Source organism: Microlunatus sp. YIM B11417 (assembly GCF_059617205.1).
Genome location: NZ_JCAMPJ010000001.1, coordinates 769,978 through 792,828 on the forward strand (window position 1 = coordinate 769,978; position 22,851 = coordinate 792,828).

A 22,851-nucleotide genomic window follows, 5' to 3' on the forward strand; every position below is an offset into this window, starting at 1 on the left:
CGGATGATCTTCGGTCTGTGCGGTCTGAAAGGAGGGGAGAGGACAAGGGGTGACAACCGGGATCATTTCACCTGAAGAAGTTAACCGACTGTCTTCGGTCCTCTCCCAACCGATCAAGCTATTCACTTGTTGTCTGCAATCCACTGTAATGCAGTACGGGAGAAGCTAGAAACCTGTTAAGCGACCCGCCGCCGGTTCATGATCAACTGCCCGGTCCGGTTCCACGTCCACGACGGCCACTCGACCCGGCACGATCGGCATCGCAGCACCGGCTGCTTCGCCTCGTCCCTGGGGAAGATGGCTTCGACCTCACCGGGGCAGATCACGGCAGGCCTCGGCGGCCGCGCCGGTTCGAGCTCGACGATGCACGGGCCGACGGTGATCCGGGTCCGGTTCTCCGGGTAGTCGATCGCCGCCATGATCCGGTACTGCAGCATCCGCAGCGACACCACCACGTCCGGCGCCGCCGTGTGCCCGGCCAGCCGGTCCAGCCACAGTTCGATCAGGACGGCCATCCCGGCCACGGTGTACACGTCCCGGGAGTGCACGATCCGTCGGCACGACAGGTGCGGGCAGTCCCGACGGCCGGCGCCTTCCTGGCAGACCGGACCGTTGATCATCGGGACCAGGTCGGCGGACAGTTCGTCGCGCAGCAGCTTCGTCCAGAACTCGAGCAGCGCCCGCTGCTCGCGCAGCATGTCGCCGGCGCGCACGTCGTACGGTCTCCGGGCCGTGTCCGCTTCGGTGATGTCGTCGAGGTACTTGAACCCGACCAGCGACCACGCCAGCCCAGGGTCCGAGCCGCGGCCGCCGTCGTTCGGCGCGGCCATCTTCGTGTCGCGGGCGAGCTTGATCAACAACTCCTGCCGGTTCTCCTCCTGGTCGGCGAGGATGCCGCGGGTCCGTTCGATGCAGCCGTTGCAGACGAGTTTGCCCTGCCGGGCGGGGTAGGCGTTGCAGGCGGTGCAGGTATCGGTCATCAGCCCTCCCAGTTGATCTTGGCCAGGATCTCGTTCATCTCCGTCACGGTCGGCGGCCGGAGCTTCAGATCGTTGGTGAACACGCACGCGTTCGCGCAGTACCAGCAGACGGTGACGTCGCCGGGCTGTGGGGTGGCGTCCCCGGTGGGGTCGTTGTGCAGTTCGTTGGTGGCGCCGCAGTACGGGCAGACGGCGTCGAGCTCGGTGATCACGGGCGCCACTCTTCGCGGTAGTCGGGGTGATCGGCGTACGGCTTCGCAGCAGCCTTGATGATCTCCTCGGCGCGCCGGTGCTCCCACCATGCGCCGTCCTCAAGGATTTCCACGCAGAGCTCGAGGATGGCGCGCTTGGCCTGTACCTCGGCGAGGATGCGAGTCGGGTCGAACCGGTCGATGTGGCCGGTCGTGCCGCCGTGGTACGTCTGTGCGATCGGGAAACCGAGACGATCAAGTACCTCGGCCCGGTAGCCGCCGGGGACCACGCCGACGGGCTGGACGTTCGACCACTGCCCGACCCGCCATGGTGATTCGGCGGCGCCGTATGCGGTCTCGTGGTCCTCGTCGAGGCGGGCGCGGAGGAACGCGATCAGGTCACTCATCGTCGGCCTCCGGGTCGAACGTGCAGGTCGCCCATGTGAACGAGTCCGGGCTGGCGTAGCCGAGCACTGGCGCCTGGCGGAACTCGGCCGGGGACGGTGGCATGGGTGAGCCGGCGGGCAGGAACCGGACCGCGTCGAGCAGCTGGCCGTCGCTGTCGATCGCGTGGCTGTCGTCGATCGGGTCGATGATCAGGTCAGGCATCGTCGGTCGCCTTTCGGATGATCTGGCAGTCGGGGCAGTGTTCGAACGCGCCGGCCTTGACCAGTCGTGCGCCGGCCGGGCGGGCGATGTCGATGATCTTGTACGGCACACGGATCGCGGCCGGGAGCAGACAGGACGGGCACCAGATGCCGAACTCGGGGCTGCCGGGCTTGATCATCATCGTGATCTGGCGCGGGGACCGGATCAGGTGCGGGTCCGGCAGGACGGGCAGCGAGTGCGCACCGCCTGGGCCGACGATGCCGCCGCGGTTGTACCGGATCCGGGAACGGCCCGGCCGGAGCCGGTCGAGGAGCCGCCGGAGCAGCAGCATGATCATCGCTGGTCCGCCTTCGGCATGCGGCGGTTGCAGTTCGGGCAGAACCAGTGGCGTTCGTCGCCGACGATCCGCGGGTCGACCCAAGATCCGCAGAACCCGCACTGGACCCGGGTGTCGAGCACCTCGGGGACGTGACCGACGAACGTCCGCGGTTCGGTCTCCCCGGAGAGGGTGATCGACAACGGGAGGTCGGGTGTGCGGCATTGGCAGCAGTCGCGGTCGAGGTGGAACGTGACATTGCGGGCGGGGATGGGAACGTCAGGCATCGGTGCCTCCGTCCTGAACGGCGAGCTTGAGGCCGTCGGCCGGGAACGGTGCCGGCGGCGCATCGAGCTGGATCGTGTGGGTGGCGACCCGACGGTCCGCGCCGAACGGGTCCGGCCCAAGGACGTACCGGTCGATGGTGATCGTCTTCGCCTCGTAGTCGGCGGTGATGGTGGCCGGGAGCAGAATGCGAACGGGGTCGATCCCGTACCGGTCGAGCCAGGCCCGCCACGCTGCCTCGACGCCGGGGGTCATGCTGCCGAAGTTCCGATCTTCGGGAGCGTGGGCGGTGATGATCTTGCCCGCGAGGTCGTTGGTCATGGTTGGTCTCCTTCGTTGTTGATCATGGGTAGTCCGCGGGCCTCGGCGTCCTCGCCGTAGAACCAGGTCTCGCCTTCGCCGAAGTACGGCGGGGCGCCGGCGTTGATCACGTCCGGGTCGTCGTCGGGCTCCATCGCGCAGGCGCAGATGCAGTCGCCGTCGTGGTGGCGGGGCAGGATGCAGCCGTGCGAGCCCCAGTAGACGCGGCACACGTCGAGAACGATGAACGTGTCCGGCGGGCCGGGCACGCCGCCGGCGAGGTCGATTTCCTCCTCCAGCCCGGCCCGCTGCCGGGCGGTCCAACTGTTGATCACGGGGACGAACACGACCGCGATCAGCCCACCGGCGACCATGCCGGCCACCATCGCCAGCCACACCCCGCCGGTCATGATGCGGCCGCCTTCCCGGACGTCTCCAACGACCGCAACGCGTCCACGATCACCGCATCCGCCGACCCGTCGATCGTGACCCGCGGATCCGCCACCAACGTCCGCAGCACCCCGGCCAGCTGCTCGGCCTGCGCCCGCGCCACCTCGACCATCGCCGCGTCCACACCGGCCTTCAGCGACGCCGCGGCGTAGTCGGCCAGGTCCCGCTCGGCCTGCCGCAGCATGGCCAGCGCGATGTGCGGCTTCGCCTCCTCGGTCGTGCCGAAGTCGTCGCCGCCAGTCTTGATCTTCGACACCCCCCACGTCAGGTCCTCCTCAGGGAGCTCAGCGACCCGGAACCGCCAATAGGCGACCTCGGACGCCTTCCACTGGACGAGCTCCAGCAACGCCTGCGCCGGGTGCACATCCCGCCGGCCGCCCCACAGGTCGACCTGCCGGCGGGCGATCTCGACCTCCGCGAACCGGGAGTGGTTCCGGGTCGACCCGCCGTGCAGCTTGCAGCGGCCGATGCCGGGGTGTGTGGTGCCCCAACCGGCCGGGCGTTTGCACAGTTCGCCCTCGTACTCGGGTTGCCGCTTGAGGCCGTTGCAGAGGCCGTTGTCACGACCTGCGGCCGGGTCGGTAGTGGTCATGGCCTGCCTTCCTTGATGGCTTGGGCGAGTGCCTTGATCAGTTGGGCTTGGGCGTTGAGTTCTGATCCGAGTCGGTTGATCATCGGGCCGAGGTTGGCTCCGACGTCCAGTCCGTTGAGAGCGGTGATCCGCTCGCGGCTGAGGTCGGCTTCGCGGATGAGGGCGTCGAGGTTGATCATGCTGCGTCGCCTCCGAGGTGGGTGCCGATGGTGCCGAGGGCGCGGATGTCGTGGGCGGGGAGTTCGGCGAGGGGTTGGCTGGGGATGGTTTCGCCGTCGGCGATGCGGCGGCGGGTGTCGCGGAGCCAGGTGACGGTCTCGGCCGGGGTGAGGTCCGGCGGTGGAGGCGGCTCGGGGTGTTCGGCGAGGCGGCGTTCGCGGATGCGGTGGACCTCCTTGCGGATCTCGGCGGGGGACACGAACGACTGGGTGCGGCCGAGGTTGGTGGCGGCTTCTTCGGCGTCGACGTAGCGGAGGTCGGCGAGGAGCCTGGCCCAAGCCTGCGGGGTGAACTCGTCGATGGCTTGTTGGGGGCAGCAGGCGCGGACGTAGCGGCAGAGGGTGACGGCTTCGGTGGGGGTCATGTCCCGATCGCTTTCTGTTCTTGGTCGGCGGCCCAGGCCATGGCCTGGTCGAAGGTGCGGTCGACGGCGGCCTGTCTTCGGTCCGTGGCGGTGGCCGGGCGGGAGTTGATGACTTCGTTGACGACGGAGGGGAGGGTCGACGGGTTGAGGCCTTTCGCTTGCCAGCGGATGAGGCCGGTCCGGACCTGCAGGTACGGGATGTGGTCGACGTCGAGGAGTTGCTTGACGAGCTTGGAGATCTGCCCGATGACCTGGCCGGGTGGCCGGGTGTGGCAGTGGTCGATCCATTCGGCGACGAGGCGCTGGGTCGGGGTCGCGTTGGGGCCGAGCTCGGCGGCGGGCGTTTCGCCCGCCGTAGGCGGAATCCTCTGTTCCTCTGTTCCCCTGTTCCCCTGATTAGGGATTGAGGGCTCTTGAGGACTCTTGAGCGCTCCGGAGGGCTCAGGTGTTGGGCCTGCGATTGAGGAGTCTCCGTAGTTCAAAGTGCCGTCTGGCCTGGGATGACGCCCCTTCGTCGGCCGGTTGATGTACTGCACCGACTCCCACCACGAGATGTAGAGCAGGTTCGTGCCGGCGACCTCGTATCTGTGGACCAATCCGGCTGCTGCGAGCTCGTCTACAGCTACTTGAACCCTCTTGAGGGTGCTGGAGGGCTCCCGAGCGAGGTCCCTGGAGAACAGGTCGCCGACGATCAGCTCGAGGTCGTCCTTCCCGACCCCGTTGTCGTCGACGTACGACTCCAGGCCCTTCAACACGAACCGGGACTCCCAGGACACGGAAGCGATCCGGCGCGACCGCCAGAACTCGGGCTTGGTGCTGCGGATACGCATCAGGCGGTGTCCTCTCCGTCGGTGGTGTTGCGGTCTTCGTCGACCAGCTGGGCGAACAACTCCTCGGCTTCGGTGCCGTGCGCTGCCTCGTGCTCGTGCTTGGCCTGCAGCAGCACCTGCAGGACGTGCTCGGGGTCGAGGTGCGGTACGGCGAGCGCGATGAGCCGGGCCCGCTCGGCCGAGTCGATGTCGGCGTGGCAGGCCCGGCGCAGCATCGCCCGGCGCAGCGGGTACAGACCGTGCGTCATGGCGTCCCCCGGGCGGCGTGGCCGAGGTAGGACGGCCGGCCGGCCTTGACCCAGCGCTGGTCGTACGTGACCGCCTCGGCGATGCACTTCTTGCGGAGGTGGAACGTGACCGGCTGGCCGTTCGGCACGACCAGGTTGTCCGGCCACGTCTGCCGTAGCTGCCGTGTCCCGACGGGTTCCTCGCAGGCCGGGCAGACGCCGGGGATCTCGTACCGGCGAGACCGTTCGGCGGCGGCCTGGACCTGGTGGTCGATGACCTGTTCGCGGCACGGGATCGGACCGCCGCAGGTCCGGCACACCGGGTAGTGGACGGGGTCGGGGTACCGGTAGAGCACGGTCCACTTCCCGACGGCGTAGTGCGTCCGATCGCCGCCGCCGGCCGGCTCGACGACCAGGACGTGCGTGTAGTCGTTGGCGAGGAGATCGGCGGGTCGCTGGGTGACCTCGATCAGGGTCCACACCTGGTGATCGATCGCGAGCGTGTCGCCGACCGTGAGCACGTCGACGTGCGCCCACTCGGACCCCAGCGGAGCGCGGGGGAGGTTCCTGTCGATCCTCATGGCCGCACCCACTCGCTGACGGTGCCGCGTTCGAGGTGGGCCTCGGCGCCGAGCGCGATCGCGTGCCGGACCCAGCGGTGCGCGGCGGCCGCGGACAGCCAGTGGACGCGGTCGCGCCGCGGGCAGGCGATGAGGAAATACCCGTAGTCGGTGTCGTCGTCCAGGTTCATCAGGTCGGGGTCGTTCTCGTCCATCTGTTGCACGCTCATGTCGTGCGGCAGCAGGCCGCGGTCGGCGAGGTCACGTAGATCCCGGGGCGGCGACTCGACGTGGCCGAACTGGGACGAGTCGGAGTACAGCCGGTCCCAGCCGTTGGGGCACCAGTCGGGCCAGCGGTCGACGATCACCCGGTAGACGTACGTCGGCCGGGTCACGGCTGCTCCTCATCGGGCGCGGCGAGCGCGAGCGCCAGCACGGCGTCCAGGACCGCGGCGCGGGAGACCGCCGGGTCGCGTACCACCGATAGCGTCGCCTCGTAGGTGCCGTTGCCGCGGTCGGCGACAAGCGCGACAGCGATCGTGCCGGGCGGCAGGTCCAGCTGGACACCGTCGTGCACGCTCGGGCCGGACAGTTCGGCGGCAACCCTTGCCGGCTTTGGCGGGATCGTCCAGTCGGGTCGGTCAGCCACGGTGATCACCGCCGTTCCGACGCCGCCAGCGGATGACGACAGTTGGCAGCGGGCAGACGTAGTGGTGGTAGTAGCCGATCCACCAGTCGTTCAGGTCGATGTAGATCTTGATCATGACTGATCACCGCCACTCCCGGTCAGCGCGGCACGCACCGCGGCCCACTTGTGATGATCAGCGAACGGCGCCTCAGCCCCGTCGAACTCGTCGATCAGCCGGATCGCCTCATCCTGTCCGGCCTGCAATCGCTCGACCTCGGCCACCAGCCAGTTGACGTCGTAGAACGCGTCCCGCGGCTCCCTGTCGTACAGGTGCCGGCGGCGCCTGATCTCATGCAGTCGATCACTCATGAGTCGGCCGCCTTGATCAACTCGTAGCCGCACTCGGCGAGGGACGCCTCGGTGACTAGGTAGATCGTGGTCTCGCCGAGCAGGTCATCGCGGGACTCGGCGATCGCGATGTCCCCGGCCAGGCAGTGGTACCTGAAGCCGGGAGTCAGCGCGGGACTGACCGCGGTCCGGACGACGTGGAGTTCGGCGCCGAGTTCGTTGCGGTACAGGCCCTTCGGGACAGCGTTGGTCATGATGCGATTCCTTCGAGCAGGGTGGGTTGGACGGCTTCGCCGCGGCGTCGGTGCGCGACCCGGTAGACGGCGATCCGGCGGCGCTTGGCCGGCCGGTAGGTGGAGCGGGTGGTCTCGCCGTGGAACGTGATCAGGCCTTTCGCGCAGGCCTCGGCGAACAGCGGCCCGTACGCGGCCGGCGGGACCTGCGCGGCTTCGAGCTCGCGGCGGACGTGGTCGATGCTGATCTTGGTCCCGGCGCGACGGCCGGAGATCGCGAGACGGAGGACCGGCAGGTAGCTCATGCTGCGGCCTCATCGGTCTGCTTGAGCCGGCGGACGAGGTCGCCACGGCGGAGGCGGAAGAGGCGCCGCTCAATCGCGTGTGGGGACGAGCGGAGGCGCCGGCTGACCCCGGCGAGCGTTTCGCCGGTGTCGAGCATCCAAACGATGTCCTCGATCCACGCCTCAGCGCGCCGCTTCGCCCGGATCTCGGACCTGGCCTTGATCAACTTCTCCAGGTTCTCGCCAGCGTGCGGGTCGGGCTCGATCGGCGTGCGCCACCACGAGAAGTCGGCCCGTTCCGCGAGGAGGTCGTCGATCATGATCCGCCTGCGCTCGGCGTCTTGCGGTCCCGCTGGCCCCGCTTCATGCAGGTGATGCACAACCGGTGGCCGCGGCTGCTGGTGGTCGTGTTCTCCGGCGTGTACGGGTGCCCGTGGCGACACTTCGTCGCCGGGGCCCGGACGGGCTTCGGCGCCAGCATCTCGAGTCGCTCCGCCGCCGACTTGCCGCCGCGGATACCCCAGCGTGCGCCGTCAGTAGCGAGGTCGTCCGCGAGGCACTCGGCCCTGACCGGGCAGCCGTTGCAGAACTCCTTGTACACCGCCTCGTGGGCGTCCAGGTCGGACGGGTCCGGGAAGAACACCTCGGGGTCCTCAGCGTCGGAGCAGTTGGCCCGGTCCCGCCAGGTCTCCGTACGTTCCGGCTCGGGCTTCGGCGCGTGCCGCTCGGCGCGGCTGTGTGCGCCTCCGCTCAAGTAGGTCGCCTTACCCGGGTTCGCGACAAGATCAACAGTGCTCACTTCTCCAACTCCCGTCGGCGTGGAACGTTCAGCAGGGTGGGGACTTCGCCGGTGGCGTAGGCCTCGGCGAGGGCGGGCAGCAGGTGCTCGCGGACGGTCGCGCCGCCGGGCAGGACCATGTGCATGGCGAACTCGTCTTCGAACGTGACGATCCCGGACTCGACGGCCTGCAGCTTGGCCTTGATCACCAGCGCGAGGGCGCGCCACTGGGCGCGGCACGCCTGCTCCCACGCGGCACGGGCGGGCCCGGCGGCACGCCACAGACCGGTCGGGGTGTGGGTGAATTCCCGGTCCTTCGGGTCGGGCAGCGGCAGGATGAATCGGATCTGTCGGTTGCTGACGACGAAGCCGAGCACGGCCTGATCGGCCGACCAACCGTAGGCGAACTGCTGCGCCCCGTACTTGGCCAGCGTCTTCTCGATCTCGTCCCGGCTCCGCGACGTCGCGACATCGGTCTTCGCCGCATAGGTGTTGGGCATCAGGATCCTTCCGTGTTGGTGGGGTCGGTCCAGGCCGTGCAGGCGGGCCAGGACTTGCGGAGATCGGTGCCGACCATCGATCCGGTCGGACCGTGGAGCTGCTTCGCGCACTTGAAGTACCGGCCCGACCCGATCCCGAGCAGGCCGCATTCCTTGATCACGAAGTGCGCGCAGTCGCCGCACGTGTGCCCGTTGTCGGCTAGCGGCCGCCGGGTCGCCGGGTGCTGGCCGGCGGCGATCATGTCCCGCTGCCTCGCGGTCCGGCGAGCGTCATGGCCGAGCCCGGCGTACGGGTCGACGGGCGGCTCCGGATCGGGGTAGCCGGCGAACAGCGGCTCAGTCACGGATCTCCTCCTCGAGAGGGCCGCCGCAGCAGGCCATGTGAGGGACGGCGACGTGGTTGCCGTCGCGGATCACCTCGCCGCACAGGCACCAGGTCTGGTTCCGCTGCGGGTGGTAGGTGACGCCGGGGTGGCCGTGCTGCGCGCACAGGTCCGGCCGCTTCCGGGTCCGAGGCTTCGTGATCATGACGCCTCCTTGCCGAACAGGTCAGGCTGCGATTCCGTAGCCTCGAAGGGGATGACGCGAACCTTCCGCCCGAAGTGGGCGTCTCGGGCCAGGTGCTCGGCAAGGTTTGCGTGGAAGAGCTGGCCGCGAACGCCGCCCGGAACCCACTCCTGATCAGTCCGCCAGTACGCGGCCCAATGGCACATCCCGTAGTCGCTCGTCTCTGACTCGACGATGATCAAGGTCTCGTCAGTGCCGAGACCGTAGGCGTCAGCGATCTCCCGCGCTGTCGGATGCCCGGTCATGGCGCCTCCCACAGATCCAGCTGTCCCGGCAAGGGTGCGGCCGGCTCCGGCTGGCTGTCGTGGACGGTGACCTTGGCGTGCGCCGCCAGGTCGTAGTAGTCGATCCGCTGTAGGCCGGTGATCAAGACGCGCAGGCTGGTCTCGCGAATCGTGAACGCGATCTCGGTGGCGTACAGGGTGCGGGTCTCCAGGCCGAGAGGAACGGTCAGCCAGTGGCGCAGGTGGCCGTGGGTCAGGTCCTCGGCGGCGATCACGGTGCTGGTCATGCCGCGAACACCTCCCCGTGCAGCACGGCGCGGAGCCGGAGCGCGATCCACTCGCCGACGGCCGGGGTGACGGCGTTGCCGTAGCCGTCGACCTGGTCGCGGGCGGAGCCCCAGACGATGAACTGGCCCTTGCGGCCGTTCCAGTCGACGTCGAAGCCGCAGCCGCGGCCGATCTCGTGGGCGGCCATCATGCGGAAGTAGCAGTCCTCGAGCTGGACCTCGGACAGTCCGGCCCACCACTCGGCGTTCAGCAGCGCGGTGGTGTCGCGGGAGGTCAGCGTGCCGAGCGGATCCGTCAGCGGGTGGGGCGCGGTCTCGTCGCCGTTGGAGCCGTTCTGCTTGTACCAGCCGGAGAACAGCACCGCGTGGTGGTTCCCGGTCGCGGTGACCGTCCGCAGCGGGTCGTCGACGGGGAACACGCGCCGGTCGACGCCCTCGTTCTGCTGCATGAACCCGGCCGCCGTGACCACGCCGGGGATCTGCTCGGCCGTGACGGTCGGCATCGCCTCGGCGTGCGACACCGGGGCGGTGTGCTGCCGGTACGGGACAATCCCGCTGGCCAGGATGCCGAGGCCGCCGGACCCGGCGCCGGCGACGACGGTCTCCATCGGCTCGCCGAGGCCGCGGCTGGTCGCGTTGGTCCGGTTCGGCATCACCCGCGCCGAGATCACGCCCATGGTCTCCGACCCGCCCTGCGTCGGCAGCGGCTCGCCGGCACTCCGCGGTGCGCCCTGGAAGTTGTCCACGGCCACCGCGGTGGGCGGGGTGATCATGCCCATGCCGTTGGTGCTGGTCTGCGTCGGCAGCGGTTCGGAGAAGTCGCGGGTGCGGCAGCCCGATCCCGGCCGCTCGTACGTGTTCCCGGCGGCCGCCATCAGCGCGCCGGTCGACAGGACCGCGGTCTCCTGCTGGCTGGTCTGGGTCGCCAGCGGCTGCCACGGATGCTTCTCGGTGCCGTGCACCGCTTTGGCCGGCATCAGCACGGCCGGGAACTCGGCGAACTTCTGGCGGCACCGCTCGGCCCGCTCCATCGTCGCCCGGGCCAGCGGCGCCTGGTACACCTCGCCGGTCTTCTTGTCCTTGATCGTTTTCAGCGGCATGTCACCGATCCGGGTGCCGAGGTCGGACAGGTCGAGCGCGTCCAGCGACGGCGTGAACGGCGGGATCACCGTGCCGCGGCACGACGGGCACCGGTAGCAGTACTGCTTCCCGTACTGCACCGTGCCCGACTGCGGGATCCCGGTCCGCCACGCCTGGAACGCCTCGACGACCGTGTCGCACCGCGAGCACCACGACGGCGGCCGGTGATCAAGATCAGGGGCCGGGAGCTTGTCGTCCCAGAACACCCAGTAGGCGCGATCGCGGGACTGGCCGACACCGAAGAACATCGAGTTGAGGAACAGCACCTTGTACCGGTAGCCCTGGATCTCGAACTGCTTCAGCCACCACCGATACGTCGACCCGTCGCCGATCTTCCGGCTGCCCGGAACGAGCTTCCCCCACGACTGCAGCTGCGTGGTGCACTCGACCAAGATCAACCGCGGGTGATGCTCGGCCGCGTAGTGCAGCACACAGTTCGCGGTCGCCCGGTCCCGCTCCGAACGAGTGACCTGGTCCTCGTAGTCGGGGTCGTGAAGATCGAACAGCGACGCGCCCTGCTGGTAGGCGCGCTGGCTGTTGGACAGGGAGTGGTTCTTGCACGACACGCCGGCGCACAGCATGTCGGCCGGCGGCAGGTCCCGCACCGAGTGGTAGTCGGCCGCGTCCCGGTCGACCAGGTCCGCCCGCCAGTGCTCGGCGTACGGATGGTTCTGCTCGTGGACCAGGACCTTGTACTCGTTGTGGTTCGCGCACATGATCACGTCGAACCCGGCCAGCTGGACGCCCCTGGTCAACCCTCCGAACCCGGAGAACAGGTCGAGCGCGGTCGGGGTGTCGTGGCGGAACCGGCGCTGACGTAGCGCCGGGCGGTGCTGCGCGGCGCGGCGCGTACGGTTGGACCTCGCGACCCGGGCGCTCACCGTGCCGCCTCGCACTTCTCGCAGGAGACGACCCCGTCGATCTTCTTCGTCGTGTCGTCGAAGACCCGGCCGCACCGGGTCTCGACCTGCACCCGGTAGCCGACGGTGTCGTCGCCGACGATGGTCACCCGGATGCCGTGCGTGGTCTTCTCGCGGCCGAACTTCGCGACGATCTCAGTCGCGATCAGGGCGTCGGCGATCATGGGACCTCCCGCGGCTCGGTGAGGGTGACCGTGACCTGGATCCGGCGCGAGGCCGTCGGCCGGCGGCTGGCCTCGGGGGAGAGCTCGCCGATCGTGATCAGCGGGCCCTGGACCCACTCGTGGTTGTCGTCGGGGAACACGCCGGCGTCGACCAGGCCGTCAGTCCACGCCTTCGCCGAGGGCTGCCAGTTGTTCTCGTCGCGGCGTTGCCGGTCGAGCATCCCGAGCGTGTAGACGACCAGGCGGCGTTCGGTGGCCGGGTCGAGTTGCTGCCCGAGGTGGCGGCCGAGCATCCGGAGGGTCGCGGTCTTCTCGCCCCTCCGTGACCAGTGCAGCCGGTCGTTCGCGTTGATCAACAGCGACGGATGGACCATGATCGCCGCCTGCGTTCTCACCGGCGTACACCGCCCTCCGCGTGCAGCGCAGCCGCGAGCAGCTCGGCGGCGAACGCTCGGGCAGCACGGACGGGAATGTTGCGCCCTGTCACCGTGTCGTGAACGCCCCAGTGCTCACCGGCGATGTAGCGGGCGCCGGCGTCCGGCAGCGTGACCACGACCGCCCGGCGCACCGGGCCGAGGTCGGCGATCTCGTCGTTGGTCCACTTCCGGCCACTGTGGTCGAGGTCGACCCAGGTGCCGTCGTACTCGTTGCCGAAGTGGCGCCCGTCTCCGGCGGTGATCAGGTCCCACAACTGCCACTCGGGCGCGGGCTCAGGTCGATCACCGGATGGATCGCTGACGTCACGCATGTGCAGCCCGTCATGCCCTGCTGGGAGAACACACATCGGCGGCGGTCCGTACACGTCCGGGCAGCCATAGGTCCCGGCTCCAATGGGTGCTCCGCAGGAGTCATCCTCGTCGTGGGTCTCCTCGTGAATCTGCGGTCCGATCGGGTGGCCGACTGTGATCTTGGTCGGGTCGATCCGGGGATCGTTGGCGGCGATTGGTTCGAGCAGGTACGCGTCGGGCATGCCGTGGGCGGCCGGGATGAAGTGCAGCCGGACCTTGGTGGCGCCGCCGTTGCGTACGGCGCGCTTCCGCATCCGATTGAGCTTGGTCGCGTACTTGATCATGACTTGTTCTCCGTGGTTCGCAGGTTGAGGTGCTTCCGGGCCTGGGCCAGGTCGAGCTCGGCAGCGGCGATCGCGGACTCGGTCGCTTCGGTAGCGAGGGCAAGGAGGTTGCCGAGATTCGGCGGCAGCCGGCGCCACCGAAGCGGTCGGTCGTCGTCGGCCCGGAACGCGGCCAGAGCAGCGTCCTCCAGGTCGGCGAAGGCCTCGTCGATGTCGCGCTGCGCCGACCGGGCGATCGCCTTCCACGCCCGGCGGTGATCGTCGGCGCGGGTCGCCGTGTAGTGCAGGATGTCGGCGTTCGGGTTCGCGGTGAGCGTCATGGCGTCTCCTGCGCGTAGTCGTTGGTGAACGCGTCCCGCGGATCAGGTGCGGGCGCCGGGGCGGGCCGGTGGTCGAACTCGCGGTCGACCGTCTCCAGTGCCCGCTTCGCCTTCTGCAGGTGCGACCGGAGGATCGCGCCGCGGGCCGCCTCGACCCATGTCACCGCCGACGCGACCTCGGTCTCGACGGCTTCGAGCCGCTGGTCGAGGTAGGCGATGATCGGCGCGATCTCGGTGATCGGCTGCCGGTCCGTCATTTGCCGGCCGCCTCACCGGCAGCTTCACGCCACTCGTCGGCGTGGTCCTGGAGGATCAGGACGCGGTCCTCGATCGGATGGGCGATCCCGACCGCCCTCGAACCCCAGCCGCCGCCCTCGGGGAACAGCACGAGGACCTGGCGGCCGGTGATCTTCTCCCACGATTCGGCCCCGACCACGCGCAAGATCTGCATCAGGTGGTCGGTGCCGTACGCGGTGCCGACCCGCTGGCTCTTCTCCTTGTCGTAGCTGTCGAGCGTGTACCCGCCGACGGAGATGCCGGTCGACCCGCCCTCGCAGTGCAGGTAGGCGGACAGGATCCCGCGGGAGTCCTCGCCGTTGCCGAGGTAGGTGGACGTGATGATCATGGGTTCAGCGGTGTACGTGGCGCCGTTGTGCTCGATGGTTGTGGAGCGCTTCATCGTTCGTTTCCTTCGGTGTCGTAGCGCTCGTGCAGCTGCTCCCCGAGGAGGTAGCGGCGGACGAGCTTGATGATCTTGATGAGCAGGCGACGCTGCAGCCGCTGCTCGATAGTCAGCGGCCTCCGGTCGTCCCACTCGGCGAGCTCGGCTTCGAGGACGACGATGAAGTCCTTGATCATGCGACGCTCCGCTCCGGTTCGACGTAGGCGCAGGGCCAGGTCGTGTTCGGCGGTTCGGAGTGCTGACCGTTACCGAGGCGGCGGTAGTGCGCGGCGCGCTGCTGGGCGTCGAACCAGCCGGCCTGCAGCCGCATCAGGTCGGCGACCGGGACGAGCGGGAGCAGGTCGTTGTCGGCGGCCAGGATGTACAGCAGCCGCAGCGAGGCGAGCGCGTCCGCGGTGGCGTCGTGCGCCGGGAACGTGATCCCGCGCCGGCTCGCCAGCGCAGACAGGGTGCGGGAACCGGTGGTCAGGTCGAACCGGCGGAACAGCACCAGCGTGTCCAGCACCAGCAGGCCGTCCGGCAGCTGGCCGAGACCGTGCCGGGCGAAGTCGTGCGCCAGCACGGTTAGGTCGAACTGCAGGTTGTGACCGACGACCGGGATATGCGCGTCGGCCACCGCGGCCAGCGCCTCCCGGACCCGACCCAGCCCCGACGACGGCGCCAGACCCTCGGCCGCGGCGCGTTCGTTGGTGATGCCGTGGACCTTGACCGCGTCCTCGGGGATCTCAACGTCGGGCTTGATCAACACCTGGCACGACGGGTTCCAGTGGCCAGCGTGCTGAGAGATCCCGACGCAGGCCTGCACGACGTGCGCCGTGTGCTGGTCGGCCGACGTGGTCTCGGTGTCCAGCGCGGCGAGCGGCGCGTCGATCCACCTCATGCCACACCGCCGGGCTCCGCGGCCGCCGGCCACTCGTCGACGATCTCGCCCTCGATCGGTTCGTCCGGATCGTCGCCGAACGCCCGGTCGATCTCGACCTCGCCCGTCAGCGGGTCGACGTGCTCGCCGTCGGCAGTCTGGATCGGTTCGATCCGGGACTCGCCGCGCTGCTCGGCTGCGACCTCCTGCGCGGCCCGCAGCTGCTCCTTGCGGTACTCGGCCGAGGTCGGCACCCACTTCGCCAGCTGCCGCACCGCCGACTTCAGCCACATCGCGGCCTCGTGCTTGTTCCACGGCGAGTAGTCCGAGTGCGCCGACCGGGACGAGGCCCGGATCCGGGCAATGTCCGCGCCGTTCAGCACGATCACCTTCGACGTGGCGCCGTCCTTCATCACCGCGTACGCGTAGACCAGGCGCAGCTTCCCGCGGTCGTCGGCGTCCCAATTGATGACGTGCTGCGGCCGGTCGTGCCGGCCGGGCTGGTACTCGAACTCGTCGTGCTCGTAGACGACCTCGGCGATCACCGACGACACCGCACCGGCCCGGTAGATCAGTTCGATCAGGCCCTGGTAGCCGACGACGCCCATGATCACCGCCGGGGTGCCCTTCTTCGGCGGCTGCGGCACCAGGTAGAACTGCTCGGTGCCGGGCTCCAACCCGAGCCGGGCCGCGGTCAGCATCGCGCCGAGGAACGTGCCGACGTCGTTGGCCGCCGCCTGGGCGACATTCGGGTCGCGGCGGAGCGCGCCGAGCGCGACGCCCATCCACTGCTTGCCGTCGATGTGGGACGGCAGGGTCGAGGTCAGGTCGTGCTCGTACTTCCGGACCAGTCCGGCCGGGCTGTTGTCCTGCGTGGCGACGGCGTTGCTGACGGTGTTGGTGGTCATGATCATTTCCTCGCGTTCTTGATCGACGGCGGCGCCATCAGCTGCTTGACGGTCTTGGCGTCTGCCATCAGGTAAGGGATTCCAGGCGTCCCGTCGGGACGCTTCCGGGCGGTGCGGTAGGCAACCCGGGTGCCGTCGACCTTGGCGTTCCGAGCGCGGCCCATCGCGTCGAGCACCCGCGACTTCATGCCGGTAAGTTCGGCTTCGAGCTGCTTCGCCGCGATCACCGCGCCGAGGAACTCGTTGGCCAGGTCCTGGTCGATCTCGACGTCCTCGGGGTCGATCTCCGGGTGCAGTTCGCGGACGACCTGCAGGGTCTGCTCGTGATCGTCGATGTCCGGCCGGACGTCGTTGATCAGCGAGTCGATGAACTCCCGTCCGGCGGCCCGCATGATGTCGAGGTCCTCGCGGGCCCGGTCGTCGAGCTCGATCACGTACTCGCGGTAGTCGCAGCCGGAGATCAGCACCACGACGTGGGCTCGGCGCAGGCCGAGCACGTCGAGGTACCACAGCACCTGGGTGCGGTAGTAGATCGGGATCTCGTCCGTGCCGGCGTCGCCCCAGCCCTCGCCCATCGGGGAGGTCTTCACCTCCAAAATCGCGTCCGGGTTGTTCCCGACGAACGACACCAGGTGATCAGGGCTGGCGGTCTGCCAGCGCCGGTCCGAGTGAACGAACGTTCCGCGGCCCAGCGACACGTACTCGTCGTGCACTTCGAGGAACTTCGCAAGGACGGCCGGCTCCAGCCGGTTGCCCCACTCCATCTCCGGGTTCATCTCGGCCGGAGCGGCGTAGCCCTTTTTCCGGTGCCACAGGGCGAACCGGGACTCGTACGGCGACAGGCCGAGCACCGCGGCGATCTCCGACCCGCCGATCGCGAACCGGCGCTGGTCGAGCCACTCGACCGTGCCGGGCTCGTGGTGGGCGACAGCGACCGCGGTCACGGCGTCCACCCCTTCGGCATTTTCGGCTTGCCGCGGCGGCGGAGTTCGGCGGCCCTCTCGGTGGTGACGTAGCTGGCTCCGAGGCAGTCGGGGCAATCGATGATCTTCGCGGCCGGGCCCTTGACCCGGTACGACTCCTGGAACTCGCCGAGACCGCCGCAGGACGGGCAATCGACGTTGCCCGGGGCCAGGATCAGCCCAGCCCGCTGCAGGTCCTTGGTGGTGTCGATGATCATGCGATCGCCTCTGGCAGGTGCCCGCGCAGCTGCGCGTCGCTGATCATGAGGTCGGCGATCGCGGACGCTGCTCGCTCGGTCAGGGACTCGACCGGCTGTGGCCGCTGGTCCCGCTGCTGGCGGCGCAGGTCGTCGAGGTGGTGCCGCTTCTCGATGTGGTCGGCCCGGCGGGCCTGGAAGGTCAGGACGGCGGGCTTCACACCGGCGAGCTCGGCGAGGTTGTCGATGTTGTCGATCCGGTCGGCGAGGTAGTTCGCGACGACCAGCGCGGCCAGGTTGCGGCTGGTGAGCGCGAGATCGCGGGCGACCTCGGCGACAGCGATCTCGGAGGCCAGCGCCTCCGGCTGCACGGCGGTCACCACGCACCGCCGATGATCTTGGCCACGAACAACACGAAGTGCCGGATGAGGTGGACGACGCCGGCGAGCACGAACAGCGCCAGGAGGATCGCGCCGACCTCGTAGGCGACGCGCCGCGCCCGCTGCTCGATGCGCCGCGCCCGACGAGCCGTCGCTGGCTCGTAATCGAACTGGCTGGTCATCGCTAGGATGTCCTTTCGTTGGAGGCTCCGGTGTCTTGTTCAGGGATTGCCGGGGCCTTCGGCTTGTTCTGTTGGTGGTGGGTGGCGGCCTGACGAACGGGGGTCTGACCGCCACCCGGTGTGCCCAGTCGGGGAACTGGCACGTCTTGGGTTCTCAGCGGACCGAGTTGACGTCGCTATGCATGTCGCCTCCTCTCGGCTCTGTCCGCAGTTGTTGATCAAGCTGTGCGGCGCAGGACCCGGGCGTTCTTGGTCGGGGTCTGCGCGTGGTTCTCGCGGCGGCGCTCGTACTCCTCGAGGTCGGCCTCCCGGATCCGCCAGCGCGGCTGGCGGCCGTTGCCGATGTTGATTGCCGTCAGCCCGCCGGGGACGTGGATCGCCTGCAGCACGGCCTTCTCGTTGCACTGCCAGCGCTCGGTGAGTTCGGCGACGGTGAGGAACTTCTTCTTACTGGTCACGCGACGTCCTTCTGATCGAACGGCGTGACGATGGCGGCCAGCGGGACGCCGAGGACGTCGGCGACGCGGCGGGCGATCTCCGGAGTCAGCGGGCGGCGGCCGGCCTCGATGTTGGCGAGGTAGCTGTGGCTGACTCCGACCGCGGTGGCGAACTTCCCGACCCGCCAGCCGTAGGCCTCTCGGAGGGCTCGGACCGTCGCGCCTTCGCGGGTCCGTTCCGGTTGGTTCTGGATCATGCCTACAGCGTAGGAACAGAACGGAACAAAGTCAAGGAGGGAACAGGAACGTATAGGTACAAACTGCATCCCACCTGATCAAGTGGGAATCACATCATTGGAGTTACTCCGATGTGTTTCCGGTTTTGGACCCCTACATTCCGTTTGGTTCCGGTTGATGTTTCTTCTTGTTCCCTAGATGCTTACTGGTGTGGCGAACGAACAGGACTGGAAGCGACTCGGCTCGACCGTGGTCGAGTGGCGCGTCCGGCGCGGGTACAAAACGACCAAGGCTTTCGCTGACGCACTCGGCCTGAGCTCCCGCATCGTCGGCGACATTGAGAACGGCCGGCGCACGTCGTACCGGCCCGCCACGCTCGCCGCGATCGAAGATGCGTTGCAGTGGTCGCCCGGATCGGCCCAGCGCGTGCTGGACGGCCGGGATCCACAACCCGACTCGATCCGGGAACTCATCGAGTTGAAAGAACGAAACCCGACCCCGCCCGATCAGTTCCAACGGCCGGCCAATCTGCACCGCAACCGGGTCCTGATGGAGCAGGTCCTCGCGGGCGAGATATCCGCGGCAGCTGGTCAGCTGATCGAGCTGGTCAACGGAGTCAGTGCCACCCTCGACTACGTAGAGGTGCTCCAACAGATGGGCGTCGACCAGGCGCTGACCCGGCGGCTCGCGTTCACCGCGATCAGAGCGTTCGACGAGGCCGGCGGTGTCGCGTTGGCGTCCGAGCTGGACCCTGAAGAGACCGAGCGAATCCTGCTCAGATCCCTGCGGCTGCAGGGCAGAGAGCCCGTCCAAGCGGAAGGAGGTGAGGTGGATGCAGGACAGGCTGAGGCTCAGAAGACCGAGCCCGACGTGGACGACGGCGTAATCGGTTCCGGCCGGCCGAGGCGCCGGAAGACCTCCCGAGAAGACGAGTAACGAAACGAGTTTCTGTAATTTCGAAGGAAACCGTTCCCCGAACGTTCATCAATGCTTAGGATTGCCGCACTCCGGGGTGGGGAAATCGCAAGCTTCAGCACGAGTCCGAACGCATCAGCGGAGATGCGTTCGGCTCGGCACTGTCGGGGAAGGTCATAGTCAGGACGTGTCTGGTAACAGGCGCGGAGATCCACTCACACCTGTCAGCTGCTCTGCCCAGCGGCTGTCCGGATGGATCTTCGCGCTCGAAAATCTCGATAGGGGCACCGAGAAGATCATCACCAGTCAGCAGGTCGTGCTGCTCGACGTAGACGCCTGGGGCGACGACTACGAGGAGGGGGTCGCCCACGGCGCCGCGCACATCGACCTCGGACACCGGCCCGTCAACGGCCAATTCACAGCGGTACAGGAGATCCAGGCGGACCACCTGTGCGATATCAGGCTCGACCGATGGGAGGTTGAGTCATGATCAACAAAGTCAACTCGATCTAGGGAACGCGATGAGGGATCAAGGCGAATACGCCAAAGCGCTCGACCAACTTGACGCGATGCACGCGGCCGGCAAGATCGGCCGCAACGAGTACGAACTGAAGCGAGCGGCGCTGATCAAGGAGTCCACCCAATCGGGCAGGCCTCTCGCCTGGCGCGTGATCGGCTGGGTCACCGGCGGCATCCTGGCGTTGCTGCTCATCCTGCTGATCGTGCAGGGCGTGATCAACATGACCCGGTCGTAGGAGCCTCGCCCGTGGCTCACATCCGTGATGTCTGGATGAAGAAGGGCCCCAACGGTCGGAAGGTCAAGACCGACCGTTGGGGCACGGGCAAGCGGTGGCAGGTCCGGTGGGTCGAGAATGGTGTCGAGCAGTCGCAGACCTACAGCACCAAGGACGCCGCCGAGGACAAGGTCGCCAAGCTCGAGCTAGGCCTGACCGGGCCGACCTGGACCGGCATGACGGTCGCCGAGTTCGCCGAGGTCTGGCTGGCGAACCAGCTGCACTACGCCGACAATTCCCGCACGACCGCGGCGAACCGGATCCACAGCCAGATCGTGCCGGCGTTCGGCGACCGCCGGATGGTCGACGTGACCAGGCTCGAGGTGCAGACGCAGGTCACGCGTTGGTCGGAGGACCTCGCGCCGAACACGGTGCGGCTGGTCGTCAGCTTCCTCCGCAACATGTTCGGCACGGCGGCCGAGGACAAGCTGATCCCGATCTCGCCGTGCGTCCGGCTGAACCTGCCACCGCGGTCCCGCCGCAAGATCATCCCGCTGTCCTCGGAGCAGGTCGGGACGATCGCCGCGGCCGTCGCGCCGCGGTATCGGGCGATGGTGATCGTCGCGGCGCAGAACGGGCTGCGGCCGGGCGAACTGGCCGGCCTGACGACGGAGCAGGTCGTCCTGGGCGACCTGGTCATCGACCGGCAGTTGGTCGACGTGCTGCCCGGCGGTGCTCCGGTGTTCGGGCCGCCGAAGTCGGAGGCCTCGGACCGCCGGATCGCGAACGGCTACCTCGGCCAGGCCGCGCTGGCCGAGCACATGGAACAGTTCCCGCCCGGCCGGGACGGGCTGATCTTCACTACCCGCCAGAGTGGGGCACTGCGCCGAACTCAGCTGGGTCAGATCTGGCGGGCAGCCACGGAGGGTATGGGGCTGCGACCGCGCACCGGGTGGCACGAGCTCCGGCACTACCACGCCTCGGTGCTGATCCATGCCGGTCGCTCACCGAAGGCCGTCGCCGAGCGGATGGGCCACGCCGACGCAGCCGAGACGCTGCGGACCTACGCCCACCTGTGGCCGTCGGACGAGGCCGATCTGGTGGCGATTCTGGACGCCGAACTTGCTCCGTATATCTCCGTCACAGCCTCGGCCGATCCGGAATTCACGCGGGGCCTGCACCGTATTTCTCCGTCGCGAACGGGCGCGGAATGGAGCGAAGTGGAGTCGCAAGGGAACGTGCGATCCCTAGTCAAGGCCTGATTCAGCCTGGCCAGGCGGCGAGTGGGGGACGAGCCGGTCGATAAGCCGGATTCTGTTCTCACCGTACGGTGAGCGACGATCATCCATCTGCGACCGCTGTTGCCAGCGGCCTGGTGCGATCTACCCGGAGACTCGGGCGAGCAGCCCTCGGGCGTCTCCGCAGATGCGCGCTCGGCGCATCCTCTTGATCTTGCTCCGGGTGGGGTTTACCGAGCCACCCCAGTCACCTGGGGTGCTGGTGGTCTCTTACACCACCGTTTCACCCTTACCTCCGCTCCGGCGGACCGGAGCAGCGGCGGTCTGTTCTCTGTGGCACTGTCCCGCGGGTCGCCCCGGGTGGGTGTTGCCCACCACCCTGCTCTGTGGAGTCCGGACTTTCCTCGGTGCCGCCGGGCGGCACCGCGATCGTCTGACCGGCTCGTCCACGGACATGGTAGCCCGCGCGACACTCCGTGACCTCTAGGTTAGCCTTTCCTTACCTAGGGAGAGGGGAAGGTTGTGGCCGCAGGGCTGACCGGCACGCGCCGGCGAGGGATTCCGATCATGATCGTGGTGGCGGTGGTCGCGTTGCTGGCCTCCGCCTGCGGGCAGGGTGCGGGGGCGGCGCCGGCGGAGGAACGGCCGGAGATCTCGATCGAGCACACGTTCGGTACGTCGACCTTCCCGGCGAGCCCGCAGCGGGTGGTCACGTTCAGCGCTCCGTGGACCGACGCCCTGGTGGCGCTCGACGTACCGATCACGGCCGAGTTCATCACCCGCAACTACTCCGGCGACAACGGCGCCTTCCCGTGGACGCCGCAGCACGAGTCGGAGAAGGTCGTCGGCGCGGACAACACCGACATCGACTACGAGAAGCTGGCCGCGCTGCAGCCTGAGTTGATCTTGGCCGGGTACCAGACCAAGGAGACCTACGACCGGCTGTCCGCGATCGCCCCGACGATCCCGGTGATGGACTCCACCGCGGTGCTGGACAGCTGGCAGGACGTGACCGCGACTGCCGGAAAGATCTTCGGCAAGCAGGCCGAGGCCGATGCGCTGATCGCCGACGTCACGGCCAAGATCGACACGTTCAAGTCCGACTTCCCTTCCGTGCAAGGCAAGACGTTCAGCTACGGGCAGTTCACCGGTGATCAGTTCGGGCTCGTCGCGGCCGACACCGACCCGGCCGCACGGGTCCTCGCCGAGTTGGGCCTGACCCTCGATCCCAAGTCCAAGAAGGAGGGCAAGGGATCGGCCCGGGTGCTGGTGTCGCTGGAGAAGGTCGAGGTGCTGGACGCCGACCTGGTGATCATGTGGCCGCTGACCGGCGGCGAGGAGGTGCTGAAGGGTGCGGTCGGCTGGTCGGACCTGGCGGCCGTCCGCCGCGGCTCGTACGTGATCGTCGACGACACCACCGCCTCCGCCCTGGCCAGCCCGAGCATCTACTCGGTGCCGTGGGCGCTGGAGCATCAGCTCCGCCCGGCGGCCGCCGAGCTGCGGTAATTTCGTGGTCATGACCGACCCGGAAGAGCAGTGGTGGTACGACCTCACGACGAAGCAGGTGGTCCGCGGCCGCAAGCTGGGCAAGGCCGTCGACCGACTGGGCCCGTACGCCAGCCGCGAGGAGGCCGAGCAGGCGATGGAGCGGGTGGCCGAACGCAACGAGGAATGGGAACACGACCCCAAGTGGAACGACGACGAGGAGAACTGAACCCTTCGACAGGCTCAG

General features: G+C 68.4%; 49 protein-coding genes and 1 other RNA gene. 6 read left to right on the forward strand and 44 right to left on the reverse strand.

Annotated elements, in window-relative coordinates:
• Window positions 1-176: 176 nt before the first annotated feature.
• The 43 genes from AC6CCG_RS03825 to AC6CCG_RS04035 form a co-directional block, all read right to left on the reverse strand.
• Window positions 177-980, reverse strand: coding sequence for a hypothetical protein (locus tag AC6CCG_RS03825; RefSeq protein WP_496653117.1), 804 nt, complete (start codon window positions 978-980; stop codon window positions 177-179).
• A complete protein-coding gene (locus AC6CCG_RS03830) occupies window positions 980-1,192 on the reverse strand; it encodes a hypothetical protein (RefSeq protein WP_496653118.1) in 213 nt (70 codons plus the stop codon). Before AC6CCG_RS03830 ends, AC6CCG_RS03825 begins: the two co-directional genes overlap by 1 nt.
• The gene (locus AC6CCG_RS03835; RefSeq protein ID WP_496653119.1) at window positions 1,189-1,578 is read right to left on the reverse strand and encodes a DUF6221 family protein; all 390 of its coding nucleotides are present in this window, start codon (window positions 1,576-1,578) and stop codon (window positions 1,189-1,191) included. Before AC6CCG_RS03835 ends, AC6CCG_RS03830 begins: the two co-directional genes overlap by 4 nt.
• Window positions 1,571-1,780: a hypothetical protein gene (locus tag AC6CCG_RS03840; RefSeq protein ID WP_496653120.1), complete on the reverse strand. Its 210-nt coding sequence runs from the start codon at window positions 1,778-1,780 to the stop codon at window positions 1,571-1,573. Before AC6CCG_RS03840 ends, AC6CCG_RS03835 begins: the two co-directional genes overlap by 8 nt.
• Entirely contained in the window at window positions 1,773-2,117 is a 345-nt protein-coding gene (locus tag AC6CCG_RS03845; protein WP_496653121.1) for a hypothetical protein, read from the reverse strand. The genes AC6CCG_RS03840 and AC6CCG_RS03845 overlap by 8 nt, the downstream gene beginning before the upstream one ends.
• Window positions 2,114-2,383: a hypothetical protein gene (locus AC6CCG_RS03850; RefSeq protein WP_496653122.1), complete on the reverse strand. Its 270-nt coding sequence runs from the start codon at window positions 2,381-2,383 to the stop codon at window positions 2,114-2,116. Before AC6CCG_RS03850 ends, AC6CCG_RS03845 begins: the two co-directional genes overlap by 4 nt.
• On the reverse strand, window positions 2,376-2,702 hold the full coding sequence (locus AC6CCG_RS03855; RefSeq protein WP_496653123.1) for a hypothetical protein: 327 nt from the start codon (window positions 2,700-2,702) through the stop codon (window positions 2,376-2,378). The genes AC6CCG_RS03850 and AC6CCG_RS03855 overlap by 8 nt, the downstream gene beginning before the upstream one ends.
• The gene (locus AC6CCG_RS03860; protein ID WP_496653124.1) at window positions 2,699-3,091 is read right to left on the reverse strand and encodes a hypothetical protein; all 393 of its coding nucleotides are present in this window, start codon (window positions 3,089-3,091) and stop codon (window positions 2,699-2,701) included. Before AC6CCG_RS03860 ends, AC6CCG_RS03855 begins: the two co-directional genes overlap by 4 nt.
• Entirely contained in the window at window positions 3,088-3,723 is a 636-nt protein-coding gene (locus AC6CCG_RS03865; protein WP_496653125.1) for a hypothetical protein, read from the reverse strand. The genes AC6CCG_RS03860 and AC6CCG_RS03865 overlap by 4 nt, the downstream gene beginning before the upstream one ends.
• Window positions 3,720-3,902: a hypothetical protein gene (locus AC6CCG_RS03870; protein WP_496653126.1), complete on the reverse strand. Its 183-nt coding sequence runs from the start codon at window positions 3,900-3,902 to the stop codon at window positions 3,720-3,722. The genes AC6CCG_RS03865 and AC6CCG_RS03870 overlap by 4 nt, the downstream gene beginning before the upstream one ends.
• Window positions 3,899-4,306 (reverse strand): hypothetical protein, encoded by a 408-nt coding sequence (locus tag AC6CCG_RS03875; protein ID WP_496653127.1) that lies wholly within the window; start codon window positions 4,304-4,306, stop codon window positions 3,899-3,901. Before AC6CCG_RS03875 ends, AC6CCG_RS03870 begins: the two co-directional genes overlap by 4 nt.
• Complete coding sequence (locus AC6CCG_RS03880; RefSeq protein WP_496653128.1) at window positions 4,303-5,136, reverse strand: hypothetical protein; 834 nt, start codon at window positions 5,134-5,136, stop codon at window positions 4,303-4,305. Before AC6CCG_RS03880 ends, AC6CCG_RS03875 begins: the two co-directional genes overlap by 4 nt.
• Complete coding sequence (locus AC6CCG_RS03885) at window positions 5,136-5,384, reverse strand: hypothetical protein (protein ID WP_496653129.1); 249 nt, start codon at window positions 5,382-5,384, stop codon at window positions 5,136-5,138. Before AC6CCG_RS03885 ends, AC6CCG_RS03880 begins: the two co-directional genes overlap by 1 nt.
• Window positions 5,381-5,944 (reverse strand): hypothetical protein, encoded by a 564-nt coding sequence (locus AC6CCG_RS03890; RefSeq protein WP_496653130.1) that lies wholly within the window; start codon window positions 5,942-5,944, stop codon window positions 5,381-5,383. The genes AC6CCG_RS03885 and AC6CCG_RS03890 overlap by 4 nt, the downstream gene beginning before the upstream one ends.
• Window positions 5,941-6,318, reverse strand: a complete 378-nt coding sequence (locus tag AC6CCG_RS03895; protein WP_496653131.1) for a hypothetical protein — start codon at window positions 6,316-6,318, stop codon at window positions 5,941-5,943. Before AC6CCG_RS03895 ends, AC6CCG_RS03890 begins: the two co-directional genes overlap by 4 nt.
• Window positions 6,315-6,572, reverse strand: a complete 258-nt coding sequence (locus AC6CCG_RS03900) for a hypothetical protein (RefSeq protein ID WP_496653132.1) — start codon at window positions 6,570-6,572, stop codon at window positions 6,315-6,317. Before AC6CCG_RS03900 ends, AC6CCG_RS03895 begins: the two co-directional genes overlap by 4 nt.
• Window positions 6,565-6,687, reverse strand: coding sequence for a hypothetical protein (locus tag AC6CCG_RS03905; protein ID WP_496653133.1), 123 nt, complete (start codon window positions 6,685-6,687; stop codon window positions 6,565-6,567). The genes AC6CCG_RS03900 and AC6CCG_RS03905 overlap by 8 nt, the downstream gene beginning before the upstream one ends.
• Window positions 6,684-6,920, reverse strand: coding sequence for a hypothetical protein (locus AC6CCG_RS03910; protein WP_496653134.1), 237 nt, complete (start codon window positions 6,918-6,920; stop codon window positions 6,684-6,686). Before AC6CCG_RS03910 ends, AC6CCG_RS03905 begins: the two co-directional genes overlap by 4 nt.
• Window positions 6,917-7,153, reverse strand: coding sequence for a hypothetical protein (locus AC6CCG_RS03915; RefSeq protein WP_496653135.1), 237 nt, complete (start codon window positions 7,151-7,153; stop codon window positions 6,917-6,919). The genes AC6CCG_RS03910 and AC6CCG_RS03915 overlap by 4 nt, the downstream gene beginning before the upstream one ends.
• Window positions 7,150-7,437 (reverse strand): hypothetical protein, encoded by a 288-nt coding sequence (locus AC6CCG_RS03920; protein WP_496653136.1) that lies wholly within the window; start codon window positions 7,435-7,437, stop codon window positions 7,150-7,152. Before AC6CCG_RS03920 ends, AC6CCG_RS03915 begins: the two co-directional genes overlap by 4 nt.
• The gene (locus tag AC6CCG_RS03925) at window positions 7,434-7,736 is read right to left on the reverse strand and encodes a hypothetical protein (protein WP_496653137.1); all 303 of its coding nucleotides are present in this window, start codon (window positions 7,734-7,736) and stop codon (window positions 7,434-7,436) included. The genes AC6CCG_RS03920 and AC6CCG_RS03925 overlap by 4 nt, the downstream gene beginning before the upstream one ends.
• Window positions 7,733-8,170: a WhiB family transcriptional regulator gene (locus AC6CCG_RS03930; RefSeq protein ID WP_496653138.1), complete on the reverse strand. Its 438-nt coding sequence runs from the start codon at window positions 8,168-8,170 to the stop codon at window positions 7,733-7,735. Before AC6CCG_RS03930 ends, AC6CCG_RS03925 begins: the two co-directional genes overlap by 4 nt.
• A gap of 41 nt (window positions 8,171-8,211) precedes the next feature.
• Window positions 8,212-8,694, reverse strand: coding sequence for a hypothetical protein (locus AC6CCG_RS03935; protein ID WP_496653139.1), 483 nt, complete (start codon window positions 8,692-8,694; stop codon window positions 8,212-8,214).
• Window positions 8,694-9,038: a hypothetical protein gene (locus tag AC6CCG_RS03940; RefSeq protein ID WP_496653140.1), complete on the reverse strand. Its 345-nt coding sequence runs from the start codon at window positions 9,036-9,038 to the stop codon at window positions 8,694-8,696. The genes AC6CCG_RS03935 and AC6CCG_RS03940 overlap by 1 nt, the downstream gene beginning before the upstream one ends.
• Entirely contained in the window at window positions 9,031-9,222 is a 192-nt protein-coding gene (locus AC6CCG_RS03945; protein WP_496653141.1) for a hypothetical protein, read from the reverse strand. Before AC6CCG_RS03945 ends, AC6CCG_RS03940 begins: the two co-directional genes overlap by 8 nt.
• The gene (locus tag AC6CCG_RS03950; protein WP_496653142.1) at window positions 9,219-9,506 is read right to left on the reverse strand and encodes a hypothetical protein; all 288 of its coding nucleotides are present in this window, start codon (window positions 9,504-9,506) and stop codon (window positions 9,219-9,221) included. Before AC6CCG_RS03950 ends, AC6CCG_RS03945 begins: the two co-directional genes overlap by 4 nt.
• The gene (locus AC6CCG_RS03955) at window positions 9,503-9,772 is read right to left on the reverse strand and encodes a hypothetical protein (protein WP_496653143.1); all 270 of its coding nucleotides are present in this window, start codon (window positions 9,770-9,772) and stop codon (window positions 9,503-9,505) included. The genes AC6CCG_RS03950 and AC6CCG_RS03955 overlap by 4 nt, the downstream gene beginning before the upstream one ends.
• Window positions 9,769-11,793 carry a DNA cytosine methyltransferase gene (locus tag AC6CCG_RS03960; RefSeq protein ID WP_496653144.1) on the reverse strand — a complete coding sequence of 675 codons (2,025 nt, stop codon included), beginning with the start codon at window positions 11,791-11,793 and terminating at the stop codon, window positions 9,769-9,771. The genes AC6CCG_RS03955 and AC6CCG_RS03960 overlap by 4 nt, the downstream gene beginning before the upstream one ends.
• Window positions 11,790-11,996 (reverse strand): hypothetical protein, encoded by a 207-nt coding sequence (locus tag AC6CCG_RS03965; protein ID WP_496653145.1) that lies wholly within the window; start codon window positions 11,994-11,996, stop codon window positions 11,790-11,792. Before AC6CCG_RS03965 ends, AC6CCG_RS03960 begins: the two co-directional genes overlap by 4 nt.
• Window positions 11,993-12,391, reverse strand: coding sequence for a hypothetical protein (locus AC6CCG_RS03970; protein ID WP_496653146.1), 399 nt, complete (start codon window positions 12,389-12,391; stop codon window positions 11,993-11,995). Before AC6CCG_RS03970 ends, AC6CCG_RS03965 begins: the two co-directional genes overlap by 4 nt.
• Entirely contained in the window at window positions 12,388-13,068 is a 681-nt protein-coding gene (locus AC6CCG_RS03975) for a hypothetical protein (protein ID WP_496653147.1), read from the reverse strand. Before AC6CCG_RS03975 ends, AC6CCG_RS03970 begins: the two co-directional genes overlap by 4 nt.
• Window positions 13,065-13,388 carry a hypothetical protein gene (locus AC6CCG_RS03980; RefSeq protein WP_496653148.1) on the reverse strand — a complete coding sequence of 108 codons (324 nt, stop codon included), beginning with the start codon at window positions 13,386-13,388 and terminating at the stop codon, window positions 13,065-13,067. Before AC6CCG_RS03980 ends, AC6CCG_RS03975 begins: the two co-directional genes overlap by 4 nt.
• Entirely contained in the window at window positions 13,385-13,645 is a 261-nt protein-coding gene (locus AC6CCG_RS03985) for a hypothetical protein (RefSeq protein WP_496653149.1), read from the reverse strand. The genes AC6CCG_RS03980 and AC6CCG_RS03985 overlap by 4 nt, the downstream gene beginning before the upstream one ends.
• Window positions 13,642-14,067 carry a hypothetical protein gene (locus tag AC6CCG_RS03990; RefSeq protein ID WP_496653150.1) on the reverse strand — a complete coding sequence of 142 codons (426 nt, stop codon included), beginning with the start codon at window positions 14,065-14,067 and terminating at the stop codon, window positions 13,642-13,644. Before AC6CCG_RS03990 ends, AC6CCG_RS03985 begins: the two co-directional genes overlap by 4 nt.
• Window positions 14,064-14,246 (reverse strand): hypothetical protein, encoded by a 183-nt coding sequence (locus AC6CCG_RS03995; protein ID WP_496653151.1) that lies wholly within the window; start codon window positions 14,244-14,246, stop codon window positions 14,064-14,066. Before AC6CCG_RS03995 ends, AC6CCG_RS03990 begins: the two co-directional genes overlap by 4 nt.
• Complete coding sequence (locus AC6CCG_RS04000; RefSeq protein ID WP_496653152.1) at window positions 14,243-14,950, reverse strand: exonuclease domain-containing protein; 708 nt, start codon at window positions 14,948-14,950, stop codon at window positions 14,243-14,245. Before AC6CCG_RS04000 ends, AC6CCG_RS03995 begins: the two co-directional genes overlap by 4 nt.
• Complete coding sequence (locus AC6CCG_RS04005; RefSeq protein ID WP_496653153.1) at window positions 14,947-15,837, reverse strand: recombinase RecT; 891 nt, start codon at window positions 15,835-15,837, stop codon at window positions 14,947-14,949. Before AC6CCG_RS04005 ends, AC6CCG_RS04000 begins: the two co-directional genes overlap by 4 nt.
• A 2-nt stretch (window positions 15,838-15,839) precedes the next feature.
• Window positions 15,840-16,781 (reverse strand): YqaJ viral recombinase family nuclease, encoded by a 942-nt coding sequence (locus AC6CCG_RS04010; RefSeq protein ID WP_496653154.1) that lies wholly within the window; start codon window positions 16,779-16,781, stop codon window positions 15,840-15,842.
• A complete protein-coding gene (locus AC6CCG_RS04015) occupies window positions 16,778-17,017 on the reverse strand; it encodes a hypothetical protein (protein ID WP_496653155.1) in 240 nt (79 codons plus the stop codon). The genes AC6CCG_RS04010 and AC6CCG_RS04015 overlap by 4 nt, the downstream gene beginning before the upstream one ends.
• Window positions 17,014-17,379, reverse strand: coding sequence for a hypothetical protein (locus AC6CCG_RS04020; protein WP_496653156.1), 366 nt, complete (start codon window positions 17,377-17,379; stop codon window positions 17,014-17,016). Before AC6CCG_RS04020 ends, AC6CCG_RS04015 begins: the two co-directional genes overlap by 4 nt.
• Entirely contained in the window at window positions 17,373-17,558 is a 186-nt protein-coding gene (locus AC6CCG_RS04025) for a hypothetical protein (protein ID WP_496653157.1), read from the reverse strand. The genes AC6CCG_RS04020 and AC6CCG_RS04025 overlap by 7 nt, the downstream gene beginning before the upstream one ends.
• 218 nt (window positions 17,559-17,776) lie before the next feature.
• Complete coding sequence (locus tag AC6CCG_RS04030) at window positions 17,777-18,016, reverse strand: helix-turn-helix domain-containing protein (protein ID WP_496653158.1); 240 nt, start codon at window positions 18,014-18,016, stop codon at window positions 17,777-17,779.
• Window positions 18,013-18,252 carry a helix-turn-helix domain-containing protein gene (locus AC6CCG_RS04035; protein ID WP_496653159.1) on the reverse strand — a complete coding sequence of 80 codons (240 nt, stop codon included), beginning with the start codon at window positions 18,250-18,252 and terminating at the stop codon, window positions 18,013-18,015. The genes AC6CCG_RS04030 and AC6CCG_RS04035 overlap by 4 nt, the downstream gene beginning before the upstream one ends.
• Before the next feature lie 190 nt (window positions 18,253-18,442).
• Here AC6CCG_RS04035 and AC6CCG_RS04040 point away from each other — a divergent pair, with 190 nt between their 5' ends.
• From AC6CCG_RS04040 to AC6CCG_RS04055, 4 genes are all read left to right on the forward strand, one after another.
• The gene (locus tag AC6CCG_RS04040) at window positions 18,443-19,168 is read left to right on the forward strand and encodes a hypothetical protein (protein ID WP_496653160.1); all 726 of its coding nucleotides are present in this window, start codon (window positions 18,443-18,445) and stop codon (window positions 19,166-19,168) included.
• 166 nt (window positions 19,169-19,334) lie between these two features.
• Window positions 19,335-19,637: a hypothetical protein gene (locus AC6CCG_RS04045; protein ID WP_496653161.1), complete on the forward strand. Its 303-nt coding sequence runs from the start codon at window positions 19,335-19,337 to the stop codon at window positions 19,635-19,637.
• Between the two features lie 31 nt (window positions 19,638-19,668).
• The gene (locus AC6CCG_RS04050; protein ID WP_496653162.1) at window positions 19,669-19,902 is read left to right on the forward strand and encodes a hypothetical protein; all 234 of its coding nucleotides are present in this window, start codon (window positions 19,669-19,671) and stop codon (window positions 19,900-19,902) included.
• 11 nt (window positions 19,903-19,913) lie between these two features.
• Window positions 19,914-21,143, forward strand: coding sequence for a tyrosine-type recombinase/integrase (locus tag AC6CCG_RS04055; RefSeq protein WP_496653163.1), 1,230 nt, complete (start codon window positions 19,914-19,916; stop codon window positions 21,141-21,143).
• 25 nt (window positions 21,144-21,168) lie between these two features.
• On the opposite strand, the gene rnpB is transcribed toward AC6CCG_RS04055, so the two are convergent.
• An RNA gene (gene rnpB / locus AC6CCG_RS04060) (RNase P RNA component class A) lies at window positions 21,169-21,564 on the reverse strand.
• A gap of 122 nt (window positions 21,565-21,686) precedes the next feature.
• On the opposite strand from rnpB, the gene AC6CCG_RS04065 reads away from it, so the two are divergent.
• Complete coding sequence (locus AC6CCG_RS04065) at window positions 21,687-22,625, forward strand: ABC transporter substrate-binding protein (RefSeq protein ID WP_496653164.1); 939 nt, start codon at window positions 21,687-21,689, stop codon at window positions 22,623-22,625.
• Between the two features lie 10 nt (window positions 22,626-22,635).
• Window positions 22,636-22,833, forward strand: coding sequence for an SPOR domain-containing protein (locus AC6CCG_RS04070; protein WP_496653165.1), 198 nt, complete (start codon window positions 22,636-22,638; stop codon window positions 22,831-22,833).
• The last annotated feature ends 18 nt before the right edge of the window (window positions 22,834-22,851 follow it).